Source organism: Kribbella orskensis (genome assembly GCF_004342085.1).
GTDB classification, from domain to species: Bacteria; Actinomycetota; Actinomycetes; order Propionibacteriales; family Kribbellaceae; genus Kribbella; species Kribbella orskensis.
This window is the reverse complement of the sequence record NZ_SLWM01000010.1, coordinates 216,352-232,728: the sequence shown is the minus strand read 5'-3', so window position 1 is coordinate 232,728 and position 16,377 is coordinate 216,352. Positions and strand designations below refer to the sequence as shown.

At 69.0% G+C, this 16,377-nt stretch carries 12 protein-coding genes; 7 read left to right on the top strand and 5 right to left on the bottom strand.

The genetic code is table 11. The features are described 5' to 3' along the window. Positions 1 to 41 precede the first annotated feature (41 nt). Together EV644_RS25860 and EV644_RS25855 are read left to right on the top strand one after the other, a co-directional pair. Positions 42 to 1,070 (top strand): ABC transporter ATP-binding protein, encoded by a 1,029-nt coding sequence (locus tag EV644_RS25860; RefSeq protein ID WP_132191359.1) that lies wholly within the window; start codon positions 42 to 44, stop codon positions 1,068 to 1,070. 26 nt (positions 1,071 to 1,096) lie between these two features. Further along, a complete protein-coding gene (locus tag EV644_RS25855; RefSeq protein WP_132191311.1) occupies positions 1,097 to 2,155 on the top strand; it encodes an ABC transporter ATP-binding protein in 1,059 nt (352 codons plus the stop codon). A 55-nt stretch (positions 2,156 to 2,210) separates the two neighbouring features. On the opposite strand, the gene EV644_RS44695 is transcribed toward EV644_RS25855, so the two are convergent. Continuing rightward, entirely contained in the window at positions 2,211 to 2,357 is a 147-nt protein-coding gene (locus EV644_RS44695) for a hypothetical protein (protein WP_158292925.1), read from the bottom strand. A gap of 595 nt (positions 2,358 to 2,952) precedes the next feature. On the opposite strand from EV644_RS44695, the gene EV644_RS25850 reads away from it, so the two are divergent. The 5 genes from EV644_RS25850 to EV644_RS25830 all read left to right on the top strand — a co-directional run bounded on the left by EV644_RS25850 (position 2,953) and on the right by EV644_RS25830 (position 10,272). Further along, entirely contained in the window at positions 2,953 to 3,792 is an 840-nt protein-coding gene (locus tag EV644_RS25850) for an MIP/aquaporin family protein (protein ID WP_132191310.1), read from the top strand. Positions 3,793 to 3,831: 39 nt separating this feature from the next. Continuing rightward, entirely contained in the window at positions 3,832 to 5,349 is a 1,518-nt protein-coding gene (gene glpK, locus EV644_RS25845; protein ID WP_132191309.1) for a glycerol kinase GlpK, read from the top strand. Between the two features lie 73 nt (positions 5,350 to 5,422). Further along, positions 5,423 to 7,135, top strand: a complete 1,713-nt coding sequence (locus EV644_RS25840; protein ID WP_241998756.1) for a glycerol-3-phosphate dehydrogenase/oxidase — start codon at positions 5,423 to 5,425, stop codon at positions 7,133 to 7,135. Positions 7,136 to 8,411: 1,276 nt separating this feature from the next. Then, positions 8,412 to 9,224 carry a GNAT family N-acetyltransferase gene (locus EV644_RS47560; protein WP_132191308.1) on the top strand — a complete coding sequence of 271 codons (813 nt, stop codon included), beginning with the start codon at positions 8,412 to 8,414 and terminating at the stop codon, positions 9,222 to 9,224. A 232-nt stretch (positions 9,225 to 9,456) separates the two neighbouring features. Further along, positions 9,457 to 10,272: a GNAT family N-acetyltransferase gene (locus tag EV644_RS25830; RefSeq protein WP_132191307.1), complete on the top strand. Its 816-nt coding sequence runs from the start codon at positions 9,457 to 9,459 to the stop codon at positions 10,270 to 10,272. A gap of 7 nt (positions 10,273 to 10,279) precedes the next feature. Here EV644_RS25830 and glpK (EV644_RS25825) read toward each other — a convergent pair whose 3' ends face one another. The 4 genes from glpK (EV644_RS25825) to EV644_RS25810 form a co-directional block, all read right to left on the bottom strand. Then, the gene (gene glpK, locus EV644_RS25825; RefSeq protein WP_132191306.1) at positions 10,280 to 11,803 is read right to left on the bottom strand and encodes a glycerol kinase GlpK; all 1,524 of its coding nucleotides are present in this window, start codon (positions 11,801 to 11,803) and stop codon (positions 10,280 to 10,282) included. Between the two features lie 105 nt (positions 11,804 to 11,908). After that, positions 11,909 to 12,667, bottom strand: a complete 759-nt coding sequence (locus EV644_RS25820; RefSeq protein WP_132191305.1) for an IclR family transcriptional regulator — start codon at positions 12,665 to 12,667, stop codon at positions 11,909 to 11,911. A 39-nt stretch (positions 12,668 to 12,706) separates the two neighbouring features. Further along, a complete protein-coding gene (locus EV644_RS25815; protein WP_132191304.1) occupies positions 12,707 to 15,238 on the bottom strand; it encodes an ABC transporter permease in 2,532 nt (843 codons plus the stop codon). After that, positions 15,238 to 15,996 (bottom strand): ABC transporter ATP-binding protein, encoded by a 759-nt coding sequence (locus tag EV644_RS25810; protein ID WP_132191303.1) that lies wholly within the window; start codon positions 15,994 to 15,996, stop codon positions 15,238 to 15,240. Before EV644_RS25810 ends, EV644_RS25815 begins: the two co-directional genes overlap by 1 nt. Positions 15,997 to 16,377: the final 381 nt, after the last annotated feature.

The following is a 16,377-nucleotide window of genomic DNA, read 5'->3' as shown; positions in this document are numbered from 1 at the left end:
AACCTCAAGACCTCGTGACCCCTCAAAACACCGTGCAGCGGATCGAGCGCGGCGAGGCCTTCCTCGACGTCCGCGACCTCAAGGTGCATTTCCCGACTGACGACGGTGTGGTGAAGTCGGTCGACGGGATCTCGTTCCGGCTAGAGCGCGGCAAGACGCTCGGCATCGTGGGCGAGTCCGGCTCCGGCAAGAGCGTCACCAGCCTGTCGATCATGGGCCTGCACAAGGCCGGTACGGCGAGGATCAGCGGCGAGGTGTTCCTCGACGGGCAGGACCTCATCTCGGCCAGCCGCGAGGAGGTCCGCAAGCTCCGCGGCAAGCGGATGGCGATGATCTTCCAGGACCCGCTGTCGGCGATGCACCCCTTCTACACGGTCGGCCACCAGATCATCGAGGCCTATCGGGTGCACAACGACGTGAGCAAGCAGGTCGCGCGCAAGCACGCGATCGCGATGCTCGACCGGGTCGGCATCCCGCAGCCGGACAAGCGGGTGGACGCCTACCCACACCAGTTCTCCGGCGGCATGCGGCAGCGCGCGATGATCGCGATGGCGCTGTCCTGCGACCCCGACCTGCTGATCGCGGACGAGCCGACCACCGCGCTCGACGTGACCGTGCAGGCGCAGATCCTGGACCTGATCAGGGACCTGCAGCGCGAGTTCAACTCGGCCGTCATCATCATCACGCACGACCTCGGTGTGGTCGCCGAACTGGCCGACGACATCCAGGTGATGTACGCCGGCCGGGCGATCGAGTACAGCACGGCCGAGGACATCTTCGACCGGCCGCAGCACCCCTACACCTGGGGGCTGCTCGGCTCGATGCCGCGGATCGACCGGGAGCGCAGCGACCGGCTGATCCCGATCAAGGGCACGCCGCCCAGCCTGATCAACGTGCCGCCGGGCTGCCCCTTCAACCCGCGCTGCAACTACGCGCACCTGAACGGCGGCTTGAGCGAGACCGAGCGGCCGGAACTGTTGGACATCGGTAACGGACACCAGGTGGCGTGCCACCTCACCCCGGAGCTGCGCAAGCAGAGCTGGGAAACCGACATCAAGCCGAAGCTGTGAGCACACAGGGGACTGACGGAGCAACCGTGACGACGACTGACACCGACTCGACCGCAGCGAAGTCGCCGACCGGCGAGGAGCTGCTGTCGGTGACGGGCCTGGTGAAGCACTTCCCGATCCGCAGGGGCGTGCTACAGCGCCAGACCGGCGCTGTGCAGGCAGTGGACGGCCTGGACTTCACCGTCACCAAGGGCGAGACGTTCTCGCTGGTGGGCGAGTCCGGTTGCGGCAAGACCACGACCGGGCGGCTGCTGACCCGGCTGCTCGAGCCGACCGCGGGCAAGATCGTCTTCGAGGGCCGGGACATCACCCACATGTCCGAGGGCAGGATCCGGCCGCTGCGCAAAGACGTCCAGATGATCTTCCAGGACCCGTACGGCTCGCTGAACCCGCGCCACACCGTCGGCAAGATCGTCGGCGCGCCGTACAAGCTGCAGCACGTGAAGACCGAGGGCGGCACCAAGAAGGCCGTCCAGGAGCTGCTCGAGCTGGTCGGCCTCAGCCCGGAGCACTACAACCGCTACCCGCACGAGTTCTCCGGCGGCCAGCGGCAGCGGATCGGGATCGCCCGCACGCTCGCCCTGCGGCCGAAGTTGATCGTCGCCGACGAGCCGGTCTCCGCGCTCGACGTGTCGATCCAGGCCCAGGTGGTCAACCTGCTGGAGGACCTGCAGGAAGAGTTCGACCTGACCTACGTGATGATCGCGCACGACCTGTCGGTGGTCCGGCACGTGTCGGACCGGGTCGCGGTGATGTACCTGGGCAAGATCGTGGAGATCGCCGACCGGGTCGACCTCTACGAGACACCGATGCACCCGTACACGCTCGCGCTGCTGTCCGCGGTACCGATCCCGGACACCAAGCGCAGGGCCAGGCAGGAGCGCATCCGCCTGCAGGGCGACGTCCCCAGCCCGATCAACCCGCCCCCGGCCTGCCGGTTCCACACCCGCTGCTGGAAGGCCCAGGACATCTGCAAGACGGTCGAACCGCCCCTGCTCCAGCTGGCACCCGGCCACCAGACCGCGTGCCACTTCCCGGAGAACCAGCCAGGCGGCGAAGCCCCCAAGACAGGCACTGCCGGCTGAGCTCTGCACCACTCACAACGTCCGCAGAACCGGTGAGGTTCTGCGGACGTTGGTGCTATCCGAAGGCCTGGATGATCTCGGTGCCGAGGGGGAGGGCGAACGGGGTGGTGCGTGGTGGGGTCCGGTCGAAGGTGTAGGTGGAGAAGGCCAGAGTGGTGACCTGGCAGGTCAGGGTGGTGGTGAAGCAGGTGAGGAGGTCCACAGGGCGAGCGGGGGCGTCGGAGCGGAGGCCGACGGCGGTGAAGGTGGTGTCGTTCCAGCCACTGGCTGAAGATCAGTCGGGGGTGGCCGGGGTGGCGCAAGGCGAGCTTCTGGCCGGTCGAGACGGAGAACAAGTCCAGGGCAGCCGCGGCCGGGTCGCCTGGCCAGTTGTCGGCCGGCCCTGCCACCAGGTAGTCGGCGCCGGGGGAGAGGTACCCCTGCTTGCCGGGGAACGCGCGCCCGCCGGTATCACTCGGCGTCGGCCCGACCGCCAGGCCGGTGCCACTCGACGGGTGCTCCAAAGGACGCTGGACGACGTACTGGCCGGACGAGACGCCGCTCCGCGAACCCCGCTCCAGCTGCCATCTGGTCCCCTCGGCTCCACGACGCCCTGAGGCGTCTCCTGCCCGGCCTGACGCGATCGGGAGCACAAAGGGTTGGGCCGGCCGGACGAAGTCCTGGTCCGGTCGAGTGTCGCAGCCGGGAGGGGCCGACCGGGGCGTTCGACAATGTCGAACGAGCAGCGTTGTGCCGCCTCGCTAACACTCCTACATTCCAGTTCTCCGTGGTCGTCACGGGGTGGAAGGGAGGTCAGCATGGCAACGACCGAGGTAGTCAAGTCGAGGACCCTTCTGGGGGAGTGTTCGGCCGAGTTCGCCGGAACATTCATCCTGATCCTGTTCGGTGTCGGTGTGGTCGCCCAAGTGGTGGCCGGCGGGATCGGGGATCACGACTCGATCGCGTGGGCCTGGGGCATCGGGGTAACCATGGGTGTGTACGTGTCGGCCCGGGTCAGCGGCGCGCACATCAATCCCGCGGTGACGATCGCCCTGGCGGCCTTCCGCGGGTTCGCCTGGCGGAAGGTGCTGCCGTACATCGGTGCACAGTTCCTCGGCGCGTTCGCGGCGGCGATGGTGGTCCGCTGGAACTACTCCGAGGTCCTGCAGAAGTTCGACCCCGGCCTGACCATCAAGAGTCAGGGCGTGTTCTCCACCCTGCCGGGCAACGGCAGCGTGGAACTCGGGGTCGGCATGTGGGGCGGTTTCCTCGACCAGATCATCGGTACCGCGATCCTCATGTTGGTCATCCTGGCCATCGTCGACCTGCGCAACACCGCGCCCGCAGCGAACCTCGGCCCGTTCATGATCGGTCTGCTCGTCGTCGGTATCGGGATGGCCTGGGGCACGCTGGCGGGCTACGCGATCAACCCGGCACGTGACTTCGGCCCGCGGCTCGCGTCCGCACTGACCGGATACGGGGGAGACGCTTTCAACGACCAGTTCGGGGATCCCTATTTCTGGGTCCCGATCGTGGGACCGATCATCGGGGCGCTCATCGGCGCGTTCCTCTACGACCTGCTGGTCGGCCGGAACCTGCCGGTCAGCGACGTGGACGAGGAGCCGGGCCGGGTCCCCGAGGAGGAGACGACAGCATGATCCAACGGATCACAGCGCAGTGTGAGGAGAGGACTATCCATGGCTGACTTCGTCGGTGCCGTCGACCAGGGCACCACGAGCACCCGCTTCATGATCTTCGACCACTCCGGCAACGAGGTGGGCATCCACCAGCTGGAGCACGAGCAGATCCTGCCGCAGGCCGGCTGGGTCGAGCACAACCCGGTGGAGATCTGGGAACGCACCAGTTCGGTCATCCGGACCGCGATGAACGCGAACAACCTGCAGCCGAGCGACCTGGCGGCGCTCGGCATCACCAACCAGCGCGAGACGGCCGTGGTGTGGAACCGGAAGACCGGGCGGCCGTACTACAACGCGATCGTCTGGCAGGACACCCGGACCGACCGGATCGCCTCGGCGCTGGAGCGCGAGGGCAAGGGCGACGTGATCCGGCAGAAGGCCGGTCTGCCGCCGGCGACGTACTTCTCGGCCGGCAAGGTCCAGTGGATCCTGGAGAACGTTGACGGGGTCCGTGCGGCCGCCGAGGCCGGTGACGCCGTCTTCGGCAACACCGACACCTGGGTGCTGTGGAACCTCACCGGCGGGACCGACGGCGGTGTCCACATCACCGACGTCACCAACGCCAGTCGCACGATGCTGATGAACCTGGAGACGCTCGACTGGGACGACGAGCTGATCTCGTTCTTCAACATCCCCCGCCAGATGCTGCCGGAGATCCGGCCGTCGTCCGACCCGAACAAGTATGGCGAGACGCTGGCGAGCGGCCCGTTCGGCGGTGTCGTACCGCTGACGGGTGACCTCGGGGACCAGCAGGCGGCCACCGTCGGCCAGGTCTGTTTCAACCCGGGCGAGGCCAAGAACACCTACGGCACCGGCAACTTCATGCTGCTGAACACCGGGACCGAGCTGGTCCGTTCGAAGGCCGGCCTGCTCTCCACGATGTGCTACAAGTTCGGTGACGACGCCCCCGTCTACGCGCTGGAGGGATCGATCGCCGTCACCGGGTCCGCCGTCCAGTGGCTGCGGGACCAGCTCGGCATCATCTCGGGCGCGAGTGAGACCGAGACCCTGGCCCGGCAGGTCCCGGACAACGGCGGCGTGTACTTCGTGCCGGCGTTCTCCGGGTTGTTCGCGCCGTACTGGCGGTCCGACGCTCGCGGGGCCATCGTCGGGTTGTCGCGGTTCAACACGAACGCTCACCTGGCGCGCGCAACACTGGAAGCGATCTGCTACCAGAGCAAGGACGTCGCCGACGCGATGGAGAAGGACTCGGGTGTGAAGCTCGAGGTCCTCAAGGTCGACGGCGGGGTCACGGCGAACGAGCTCTGCATGCAGATGCAGGCCGACATCCTCGGCGTCCCGGTGAGCAAGCCGGTCGTCGCGGAGACCACCGCGCTCGGCGCGGCGTACGCGGCCGGCCTGGCGGTGGGCTTCTGGAACAACACCGACGAGCTGGTCCAGAACTGGAACGAGGACAAGCGCTGGAGCCCGCAGTGGAACGACGACCAGCGTGCCGCTGGGTACAAGGGCTGGGAGAAGGCCGTCCAGCGCACGCTCGACTGGGTGGACGTCGACTGACGCCGCCCAGGCGAAGCGATAACACAGAGTAACAACAGGCAACAAGAAGTAAGACGAGGGAAGGAACAGCACAGTGGGCGCAGTGGCACTGTCACCGCAGGCGAGGACCGAGGCCATCGAGGCGATGGCGGACGGCCGGGAGCTCGACGTCCTGGTGATCGGTGGCGGGGTGGTCGGCAGCGGGTCGGCACTCGACGCCGCAACTCGGGGCCTGACCACCGGGCTGCTGGAGGCGCGCGACTTCGCGAGCGGCACCTCCAGCCGGTCGAGCAAGTTGATGCACGGTGGCCTGCGCTACCTGGAGATGCTGGACTTCCGGCTGGTACACGAGGCGCTGCAGGAGCGCGGTCTGCTCCTGCAGCGCCTGGCGCCGCATCTGGTGAAGCCGGTGCCGTTCCTGTACCCCCTGCAGCACCGGTGGTGGGAGCGGTTCTACGCCGGCGCCGGCGTAGCGCTGTACGACGCGATGGCGTTCAGCTCGGGCCACGGTGGCGGCATGCCCATCCACAAGCACCTGACCCGCCGCGGAGCGATGCGGCTGGTCCCGAGCCTCAAGAAGTCCGCCCTGGTCGGAGCACTGCAGTACTACGACGCCCAGGTCGACGACGCCCGCCACACGATGGAACTCGCCCGTACGGCGGCGTCGTACGGGGCGCACGTCGCGAACCGGGTCAAGGTGACGGGATTCTTGCGCCAGGGTGAGCGGGTCACCGGCGTGCAGGCGAAGGACCTGGAGAGCGGACGCGAGTTCGAAGTACGGGCCAAGCAGGTCGTCAATGCGACCGGGGTCTGGACCGACGACACCCAGGGGATGGTCGGCGAGCGAGGGCAGTACCACGTGCGCGCCAGCAAGGGCGTCCACCTGGTCGTGCCGAAGGACCGGATCCAGTCCAGCACCGGGATGATCCTGCGGACCGAGAAGTCCGTGCTCTTCATCATCCCGTGGGGCCGGCACTGGCTGATCGGCACCACCGACACCGACTGGAACCTGGACAAGGCGCACCCGGCCGCGACCAGCAAGGACATCGAGTATCTGCTCGACCACGTGAACGCCGTGCTCACCACACCGCTGACCCGCGAGGACGTGGAGGGCGTGTACGCCGGGCTCCGGCCGCTGCTGGCGGGGGAGTCCGAGAGCACGTCGAAGCTGTCCCGCGAGCACGTCGTCGCCCACGCGGCCCCCGGTCTGGTGGTTGTTGCCGGCGGCAAGTACACGACGTACCGGGTGATGGCCAAGGACGCGATCGACGCGGCCGCGAACGCGCTCGACGGACGGGTACCCAAGTCGGTCACCAAGAACACACCGCTGGTCGGCGCCGACGGGTACCACGCGATGTGGAACCAGCGGCACCTGATCGCGCAGCGCTCCGGGCTGCACGTCGCCCGGATCGAGCACCTGCTCAACCGGTACGGCGCTCTGATCGACGAGGTGCTCGATCTGGTCGCCGCGGACCCGTCGCTGGGGGAGCAGCTGCCCGGCACGCAGGACTACCTCAAGGCGGAGATCGTGTACGGCGCCACCAACGAGGGCGCCCGGCACCTGGACGACGTACTGGCCCGGCGTACCCGGATCTCGATCGAGGCCTGGGACCGCGGGGTCGAGGCGGCGGAGGCGGCGGCACGCCTGCTGGCACCGGTGCTCGGCTGGGACGAGGCGACGATCGAGCGCGAGGTCTCCTTCTACAAGCAGCGCGTCCAGTCCGAACGCGACTCCCAGGAACAACCCGACGACGAGTCGGCCGACAAGGTCCGCCTGGGCGCCCCGGACATCGTCTCGCCCACCTGAGCACGGCGCCGCCGTCTCGCGCGGTGCCGCCGTCTCGCGCGGCGAGGTGTCCGGCCGCCGCAGGCAGGCGAGCATGTTCAGAGCAACCGCTGAGCCGAGCACCCCATCCGGCCGCCAACTACCTAGCGCCCGAGGCAACCTGCCGCCGGCTCGACCCGTGCTCGGTGGTGCATGTGCCGGTGTTGCGCTGGGGACAGTGGGCGGGTGGCTCGGCTCGGCATGAGGGTGGGTGCTCGGGCTGGCATGCGTGCGGGTGGTCCTGCCGGGGCATGGGTGCGGGTGGTCCTGCCGGGGCATGGGTGCGGGTGGTTCTGCCGGGGTGTGGGGTGGTTCCGCCGGGTAGGGGTCTGGGTGTGGGTGTGGGTGGTTCGCGGTCTCCGCTGCGTGATGGTGCTAGTCGTGCTGGGGTGCGTCAAGAGCGCCTTTGGCGTCCCTTCGGGATCGAAACAAGTTTCGACTCTTGACCCACCCCATCCCGACCAGGGAAGGACGCAGCTACGCGGATCCCGCGCAGAGGTGTGAGCCGGGTTGGGGTGGTGTTTTCGGGGTGGGGTGTGCCGGGCGACGGAGGTGTGAGCCGGTCCGGGGTGGTGTTTCGGGGTGGGGTGTACCGACCGACAGGTATTGCTGGGGTGGTCGCGGAGGTTCCAGGCGTGGGCGGCCCGTCGGGGTGGGGTGTGCGGCGACTACTTCCTGTCCGTCGGTACGCCAGGGCTCCCGGGGGGTGGGTTTTCGCCCCCGAGGAGTGGTGGTTGCGGCGATTCGAGGGTTTGCGCTGGCGGTTTGTTCGACCGCTGGCAGGTTTGTGGCCGGTTGGCCGGTTGGGCGGGGTTGGTCGGCGGCGTGTGGCTCGTTTCGGGGTCGGCTGGCGGGGTGTTCGCTGGCTGGCGGCTTGTAAGGCGCCAGCGGCCGAACAGCCCGTCATCGGGAAGCCGATCGCCGGTCTGGGGGCCGACGGGGTGCGGTGGTGGGGACCGCGGACACCTTCTGGGGGGTGTGACGGCCGGCGGCGGTGCGGGTGGTGGGGACCGCGGACACCTTGTCGGGGGTGTGACGGCCGGTGGCGGTGCGGGTGGTGGGGACCGCGGACACCTTGTGGGGACCTGGGACAGGATATTTCGTGTCCGAGGTCCCGACTTGATGTTCGAGGTCCCGACTTGGTGTTCGAGGTCGCGACTTGGTGTCCGAGGTCCCCACCTTGTGCACCAGGCGAGCGTCTTTTGAGCGGGGCCTCCGCTGGGTTGTTGTACTTTCAACCACTAGTATTCTGGCGAGTATGACGATGGCTGAGCGGGTGGAGCGTCTCGAGGCCGAGCTGATCTTCCGGTTGTCGGGGTTGAACGGGCGGGTCCGGGATCGGATGGGGATCACCGCCGAGCGGATCGGCGGCGGCATCGCGGTGTCGATGGTGAACGATCCGTCCGGGTTCTGGTCGAAGGCGCAGGGATTCGGGTTCACCGAGCCGGTGACCAAGGACCTGATCGGTGAGGTGCTGGACTTCTACCGGGCCGCCGGCACGCCGGTGGCGAACGTCCATCTTGCCCCGGAGGTGCTGCCGGCGAACTGGGCCGAGATCTGCGAGGTGCAGGGCCTGGTGGAGGGACAGCCGACGGTGCGCAAACTGGTGCGCGACGCGCGGCCGGTGCAGCAGGTCGAGACCACCCTGCGGGTCGGCCCGATCGGGCCGGAGGACGGGGAAGCCTGGGCGGCGGTCCAGGTCGAGGCGTTCCAGATGCCGGACCCGGACGGCCGGATGGTCGAGATGCTTGCCTCGGTCAACGAGCTTCCGGGTCTCACCGGCTACGCCGCCTGGGACGGCGACAAACTGGTCGCCACTGGCGCCTTGTACGTCGACGGTGAGCTGGGAGAGTTCGTCAGCGCTGCAACCCTGCCGGAGTACCGCGGGCGCGGCGCGCAGTCCGCCCTGCTCGCCCGCCGCGTGCAGGACGCCCTCGCCGCCGGCTGCACAACACTCGCAGTCGAGGTCGTGAAACCCGCACGCGGCGAGGACAACCCGTCCCTGAACAACGTCCGCCGAGCCGGCTTCGAAATCGCCTACGACCGCCCAGTCTGGACCTGGAAGGGTTAACACCTGGTCCGTTGGGTCTGCTTCATAAGTGCCACGGAGAACAAGTGCTGTTGAGTGGTCAGGTGGATTTGAGCAGCATCGCGTGGCGTCGTGCGACCCCGTCGTTCATGACCTCAGCCAGAGCAGTGCTGTATCAGTCGGCGGTCTTTCGGGTGGGTGGAGTTCACTTGTTTGTTCACACTGGCGGCCTAGAGTCGAGGATGTAGTTCACCCCTGTTTTGGAGGATGTTCGATGTCGTGGGACCGGATCGCTGAACTGCTTGAGCTTGCTGAGGCTGAGGCGGTTTGGGGGTACGAGAACGCGGCGCCTCCCTCGGCGGTCGAGATGCTGGGGCTCGCGTCGAAGCGGCTTGGCGGTGGAGTGGTGTTGTCGGCGCGCAACGACGTGACGAAGTACTGGAGCAAGGCGCTCGGTTTCGGCTTCGAGAGCCCTGTCACGGCTGACCTCGTCGCGGAGATCACTGGTTTCTACCGCGAGCAGGGGGCACTTTTCGCGACTCTGCAGTTCGCGCCCGCGGTGCTGCCACCGGACTGGGACTCCATCCGCGAGAAGGAGGGCCTGACCGAGGGTGGCACCTGGGTGAAGGTCGCCCGGCTGGCGGGTCTGGTGCAGTCGCCCGAGACGGAGCTGCGGATCGCCGAGGTCGGTACCGCCGAAGCCGAGCAGTGGGCGTCGGTGCTGGCGCGCGGCTTCGGGATGCCCGAGGAAGGTATCGCTGAGATGGCGGCCGGAGTGGTCGGGCGGACCGGCTGGACGGCGTACGGGGCCTGGGACGGCGACGAGCTGGTGGCCGCCGCATCCTTGCTGATCACCGGTCAGGTCGCGGAGTTCCCGGGTGCCTCGACGTTGCCGGGTCACCGGGGCAGGGGCGCGCAGTCGGCGCTGCTCGCGGCCCGCGCTCGGCAGGCTGCCGCGGTCGGCGCGAAATGGCTGAGCGCCGAGACAGGCAAGCCGGAGGTGGAAGGCGCCAACGCCTCCCTGAACAACATGCTCCGCACCGGCTTCGAGATCCGCTACGAACGCCAGAACTGGATCTGGCGCCCCTGATCCGCGGCTATTGATCCGAGCCCGCCTGGTCGGGCCGGATCCAGCCGAAGGTGCGCTGGACGGCGGCCTGCCAGTTCGCGTACTCCGTTGCCCGGCGATCCGGATCCATGTGAGGGAGCCACTGGCCGGCCCGGTGCCAGTTGCTCCGGAGCCCCTCGAGATCGGGCCAATAGCCGACCGCCAGCCCAGCGGCGTACGCGGCGCCGAGTGAGACCGTCTCCGTCACCATCGGCCGGACCACCGGTACGTCGAGCAGGTCGGCCAGGAACTGCATCAGCAGGTTGTTCGCCGTCATCCCGCCGTCGACTTTCAACGCGGTCAGCGCGATCCCGGAGTCCGCGTTCATCGCGTTGACCACCTCGAGGGTCTGGAACCCGGTCGCCTCGAGCACCGCCCGGGCCAGGTGTCCCTTGGTGATGTAGCCGGTCAGCCCCGCGATCACGCCACGCGCCTCGCTCCGCCAGTGCGGCGCGAACAGCCCGGAGAACGCGGGCACGATGTAGGCGCCGCCGTTGTCCTCGACCGTCCGCGCGAGCGTCTCGATCTCCGCCGCCGTGTGGATCAGCCCGAGCCCGTCCCGGAACCACTGCACCAGCGAGCCGGTGACCGCCATCGACCCTTCCAGCGCGTACGCCGCGGGCTCGGAGCCGATCTGGTACGCCACAGTGGTGAGCATCCCGTGGGTCGATCGGACGATCTCCTTACCGGTGTGCAGCAGCAGGAACGACCCGGTGCCATACGTGCACTTGGCCTCGCCGGGACTGAAACACGTCTGCCCGAACAGCGCGGCCTGCTGATCCCCGAGCGCCGCACCGATCCGTACTCCGGGCAGCACCTCCGTGGCCGTCGCGAATACGCCGGACGACGGGCGGATCTCCGGCAGCACCGACCGCGGTACGTCGAAGGCGGCGAGCAGGCGGTCGTCCCACTCCAGGGTCTCGATGTTCATCAGCATCGTCCGGCTGGCGTTCGTCACGTCCGTCACGTGCAGGCCGCCCTGCGGACCACCCGTGAAGTTCCAGATCAGCCAGCTCTCCATCGTCCCGAACAGCACCTCGCCCCGCTCCGCGCGAGCGCGCAACCCGGGCGTGTGGTCGAGCATCCAGCGCAGCCGCGGTGCGGAGAAGTACGTCGTCAGCGGCAGCCCGCACAGATCCGCGAATCGGTCGGCGCCCTCGTCGCCGGCCAGTTCGGTGATCAGCCGGTCGGTCCGGGTGTCCTGCCAGACCACGGCGTGGCCGACCGGCTGACCGGTCCGGCGGTCCCAGAGCAGGCTGGTCTCCCGCTGGTTGGTGATGCCGATGGCAACGATCTGGGGCGGCTCGGCGGCGATCTGGCGGATCGCCGCGGGCACCACCCGGGTGACGTTGCGCCAGATCTCGGCGGCGTCGTGCTCGACCCAGCCGGGCCGCGGGAAGAGTTGCCGGTGCTCGCGCTGGGCGACCGACACCAGCCGCCCGCGCCGGTCGAAGAGGATGCACCGGGTCGAGTTCGTTCCCTGGTCCACCGCCGCGACGTACTGCTCAGCCATCCGAACCCCCCTTGCCCGACAGCACCCGTGGTACCGGCAGTACTTCGCACGGTAGGCCCCAGACGGCCGTCCGCGCACCCACCGAGGCGCGGACGCGCCGCTGCATCAGCGCTCTTCCCGCAGATCGCGGCCGATGGCCTCGGCGGTGGCGCGGACCATGGTGACCAGGTCGCTGCGGTGCCGCAGCCGGCTGTCGCAGATGCGTTCGATCCGGCCGGTCAGCCCGACCGCTCCGACCACCAGGCCGCCGAGACCGCGGATCGGCGCGGCGATCCCGGCCAGCTCCACGGTGTGCTCCTCGAACTCGCCGGCCCAGCCCTTCGCCCGGACCGCCATCAGTTCCTCGGCCAGCCGGGCCGGGTCGACGATCGTCCGGGTCGTGTACGAGTCGAGCCTGCCGGGCCGCGCGGCTCCGCTCGCGTCGAAGGCGAGCACGGCCTTGCCGAGGGCGCACGCGTGCGGCGGCAGCGTCGTACCGACGTCGAGGTCCTGGTCGCTGTCGTCGGGGCGGAAGACGTGGTGAACGACGACGACCTTGCCCTCGACCAGGCGGCCGACCCGGACCACCTCGCCGCTTCGGGAGGCCAGGGAGTCGGCCCAGTTGATGGCGCGGCTGCGAAGCTCGTTCGGGTCCAGGTAGCTCTCGCCGAGGCGGCCGAAGGCGTCACTGAGCCGGTAGTGCGCGCCGGTGTGGTCCTGCTCGACGAACCCGACCTGGTGCAGGGTCTTGAGGATGCCGTGCACGGTCGGCTTGGCCAGGCCGAGCGCGTTGCCGAGATCGGCCACACCGAGCCCGTTCGGCGCCGCCGCGAGCAGTCGCAGCACAGCGGCCGCCCGCTCGATGGACTGCACGCTGCCCGGCACACCGGCAGGCTACCCGCGAATTCCTGTCCTGGCTGCGGTTCACTCGGTGGCGATCGCCCGCAGTACGTCGAGCCTTGCTGCACGGCGTGACGGCCACACTGCAGCCAGTACGCCGACCGCTGCCGCGACCAGTACGGCGATCCCCAGCTGCAGCACCGGGATGTCCAGCACGGCCAGTCCGTCCTCCGCCATCACCTGCTGGATCGAGGCGCCGAAGAGCACCCCGATCACCAGGCCCAGCAGGGCGCCGAGGAGCGCGATCGCGATCGACTCGATCTGGAGCATCCGCCGCAACTGCGGGCGATCCATCCCGATCGCGCGGAGCAGGCCGATCTCCCGGGTCCGCTCGACCACGCCGAGCGCGAGGGTGTTCACGATGCCGAGCACGGCGATCAGGATCGCCAGCGCCAGCAGCATGCCGACCACGCCGAGGATCGCGTTGATCGGTCCACGCTCACCTTTCGCGTACGCCTGCTGGTCGCGGACCTGGACGGCGGGGTAGTCCTGCAGCTTGGCGACCACCGTCGGCAGCACGGTGGCAAGACTGGTGCCGTCGGCAACCTCGACGTAGAGGGTCGTGTCGGTGGCCGCACCGCCGATCGCGGTGTAGCCGGGCAGGGAGAGCGCGATCGCGTTGAGTTGCCGGTTCGGCGCGATCACGCCGGCCACGGTCAGCCGGTGAGTGCCGGTCGTGGTGATCAGCTGGAAGGCCTTGCCGACGGAGAGGTCGAGGGTCCTGGCCAGGTTGCGCGGGACGATCGCCTGGCCTGGTTGCAGGCCGTTGACCATGCCCGCCTCGACCTGCGCGGTGATCGGCCCGTCGAGCGTGCCCTCGTCGACTCCGGACACCCGCACCGAGGTGTCGCCGACCTTGCCGGCCATCTGACGGACCCGGTGCACCGAGGTGATGCCGGGCACCTCGGCGATCCGGTCACGGACCTGCCCGCTGAACGGGTTGCCGCCGTCGCTGGTGACCACCAGGTCCGAAGTACCGATGGCGTCGGTGATGCCCTTGTCGACGGACGCCTTCGCGGACGACGCGATCACGACCAGGCCGCTGACCAGGGCGAGCGAGATCATCAGTGCTGACGCGGTGGCCGACGTACGCCGCGGGTTGCGCTCGGCGTTCCGCCGGCCGAGGGTCACCGGCGCTTTGCGCCCGAACGGCGACATCAGCCCGCGTACGGCGTACCGGCTGATCAGGGGGCTCGTCATCACGACGCCCAGCAGGGTGATCGCCGCACCGAGGCCGAGCAGTACTGCGGCCGGCAGGCCTTTGAGGTTGACCGCGATCGCGTAGACGGTGGCTGCCATCAGCAGCATGAACGCACCGATGGTGACGCGGACCAGGATCGAGCGCTCGGGCAGCATCGCGTCGTCGCGCATGGCGGCGACGGGTGGGAGCTTCCCGGCGCGGCGGGCGGCCGGGGACGCGGCGGCGAGCGTGATGCCGATGCCGAGGAGATAGCAGGCGATGATCGTGGCCGGGCTGATCTGCAGCACCGCGGTGGGGATCGCCAGGTCGAGTCGCTGATAGAAGAACTGGAGCCCCGCAGCGACGCCTCCGCCGAGCAACAGACCGAGGGTGGAACCGATGGCGCCGAGCACGAGTCCCTCGGCGAGGACGGTCCCGGTCACCTGGCCGCGGGAGGCGCCGATCGCACGGAGCATGGCGAGCTCGCGGGAGCGCTGGGCGACGAGCATCGCGAACGTGTTGACGATCAGGAACGCGCCGACGAAGAGCGCGAGGCCCGCAAACATCAGCAGCACCGTGCTGAAGCCGCCGAAGGTGTCGTCCAGGGCGTTCTTGCCGTCGGCCGAGACCTGCGCGGCGGTACGCACGGTCGCGTCCTTGCCGGCGACAGCCTCGATCGCCTTCGTGACGGCGGCCGAGTCCTGCCCGGGCTGAACCGCGACACCGATGGAGGTCCAGCCTGGTCCGCCGAGCAGGAGTCGTTGGCCGGTGGCCGGGTCGAAGGTGACGAGCGGGGCGCCTGCCGCGACGCCGGCGAGTACTGGGGTGGTGATCGCGGTGAGGGTCCCGGTCACGGCCTTAGCGGGGGTGACCACCTTGACCTTGTCGCCGAGCTCGTACCCCTCGCGCTGAGCGGTGGACTGGTCGAGGCCGAGCTGGCCCTCGCCCCATGGCGCCTTGCCGTCGATCAGCTTGAAGGGGGAGGTGCGCGGATCGTGCGGCCAGCCGGCGCCGTACGTCGGGAGGCCGTACGTGTCGGTGGGTTTGCTGTCGGAGCCGAGGATCTGCGGGCCGGTGGTGAGGAGCTGCGGGTCGGTTCCGGCGACGCCGGGGACCCCGGCGATCTGGTTCGCGAGGTCCGACGAGAGGGTCGCCGGGCGGGCGCTCGAAGTACCGGTGTCGTCCGACAGCGCCGAGACCGGGGTGACGGTGATGTCGGCTGTGCTGCCGGCGAAGTTCTTCTTGAGCGCGGTCGACAGGGTGTCGGTGAAGATCATCGCGCCGGAGACGAAACCGATGCCCAGCATCACGGCCACCGTGCACAGGACGAAGCGGAGCCTGTGCGCGAGCACCGACCGCAGGCCGAGCTTGAGCATCAGCCCGCCTCGTGCGCGTCGAGCTGCTTCATCAGGTCGAGGACCGACTCCGCGGTCGGGTCGAGCAGCTCGGCCTCCAGACGGCCGTCGGCGAGGAAGAGCACCCGGTCGGCGTACGCCGCGGCGGTGGGATCGTGGGTCACCATCACCACGGTCTGCCCGAACTCGCGCACCGAGCGGTGCAGGAAGCCGAGCACATCGGCCGACGAACGTGAGTCGAGGTTGCCGGTCGGCTCGTCCGCGAACACCACGTCGGGCCGGGATACGAGCGCCCGGGCACAGGCGACCCGCTGCTGCTGACCGCCGGAGAGCTCGGACGGCTTGTGGTTGAGCCGATCCCCGAGACCGATGGTGGTGATCACCTTGTCGAGCCATTCCCGGTCGGGCTTCCGGTTGGCGAGGTCGAGCGGGAGCGTGATGTTCTCGAGCGCGGTGAGCGTCGGCACCAGGTTGAACGCCTGGAACACGAACCCGATCCGATCCCTGCGCAGATGCGTCAACGCTTTCTCGTCCAGCCGGGTCAGCTCGACATCCCCCAACCAGACCTGCCCAGCCGACGGCCGATCAAGCCCCGCCAGACAATGCAACAAGGTCGACTTCCCGGACCCCGAAGGCCCCATGATCGCGGTGAACCGCCCCCGCCCGAAGTCCACACTCACGTCATCCAGCGCATCAATCCGGGTCTCCCCGCCCCCGTACCGCTTCCCCACCCCCACAGTCCGAACCGCCACCACCCTCTCGACAACCTCCACACTCATACCCCGAACGCTAACCGCCCCCAGGCCCACCCAGCCCTCCAACCCACTACGCGCCTCTCGGGGAGCTGGCGCTGCCCAGAGTCCGGGTCTCTACCCCGGGGCAGCGGGAACTCCCCGAAACCGGCACCTTGTGCACCATCCGAGCCGCCACGGCTCCACGGCGGCCAGCGGGGTGTCCGATGGCCGGTTGTTCGACGGCTGGCGCCTTGTGCAAGCCGCTAGCCGTCGGACAGGCCGCCAGCCGGGCTGCTGGATCGACGAAACCGCCACTCGTGGCCCGAACGACGATCTGGATGCCGCCGGCGTGCCAATGGGAGTAGCTGCGCTGGTCTTGGTACCTGCAGCGGGTGCCTGGCTGAGCACGCGAGCGAGCTCGCAGCA

Excerpts from the sequence above, each read along its gene's own strand:
- EV644_RS25850 (WP_132191310.1), top strand. The coding sequence starts at position 2,953 with ATGGCAACGACCGAGGTAGTCAAGTCGAGGACCCTTCTGGGGGAGTGT.
- EV644_RS25830 (WP_132191307.1), top strand. The coding sequence starts at position 9,457 with ATGTCGTGGGACCGGATCGCTGAACTGCTTGAGCTTGCTGAGGCTGAG.
- EV644_RS25815 (WP_132191304.1), bottom strand. The coding sequence starts at position 15,238 with ATGCTCAAGCTCGGCCTGCGGTCGGTGCTCGCGCACAGGCTCCGCTTC.
- EV644_RS25810 (WP_132191303.1), bottom strand. The coding sequence starts at position 15,996 with ATGAGTGTGGAGGTTGTCGAGAGGGTGGTGGCGGTTCGGACTGTGGGG.
- glpK (WP_132191306.1), bottom strand. The coding sequence starts at position 11,803 with ATGGCTGAGCAGTACGTCGCGGCGGTGGACCAGGGAACGAACTCGACC.
- EV644_RS47560 (WP_132191308.1), top strand. The coding sequence starts at position 8,412 with ATGACGATGGCTGAGCGGGTGGAGCGTCTCGAGGCCGAGCTGATCTTC.
- glpK (WP_132191309.1), top strand. The coding sequence starts at position 3,832 with ATGGCTGACTTCGTCGGTGCCGTCGACCAGGGCACCACGAGCACCCGC.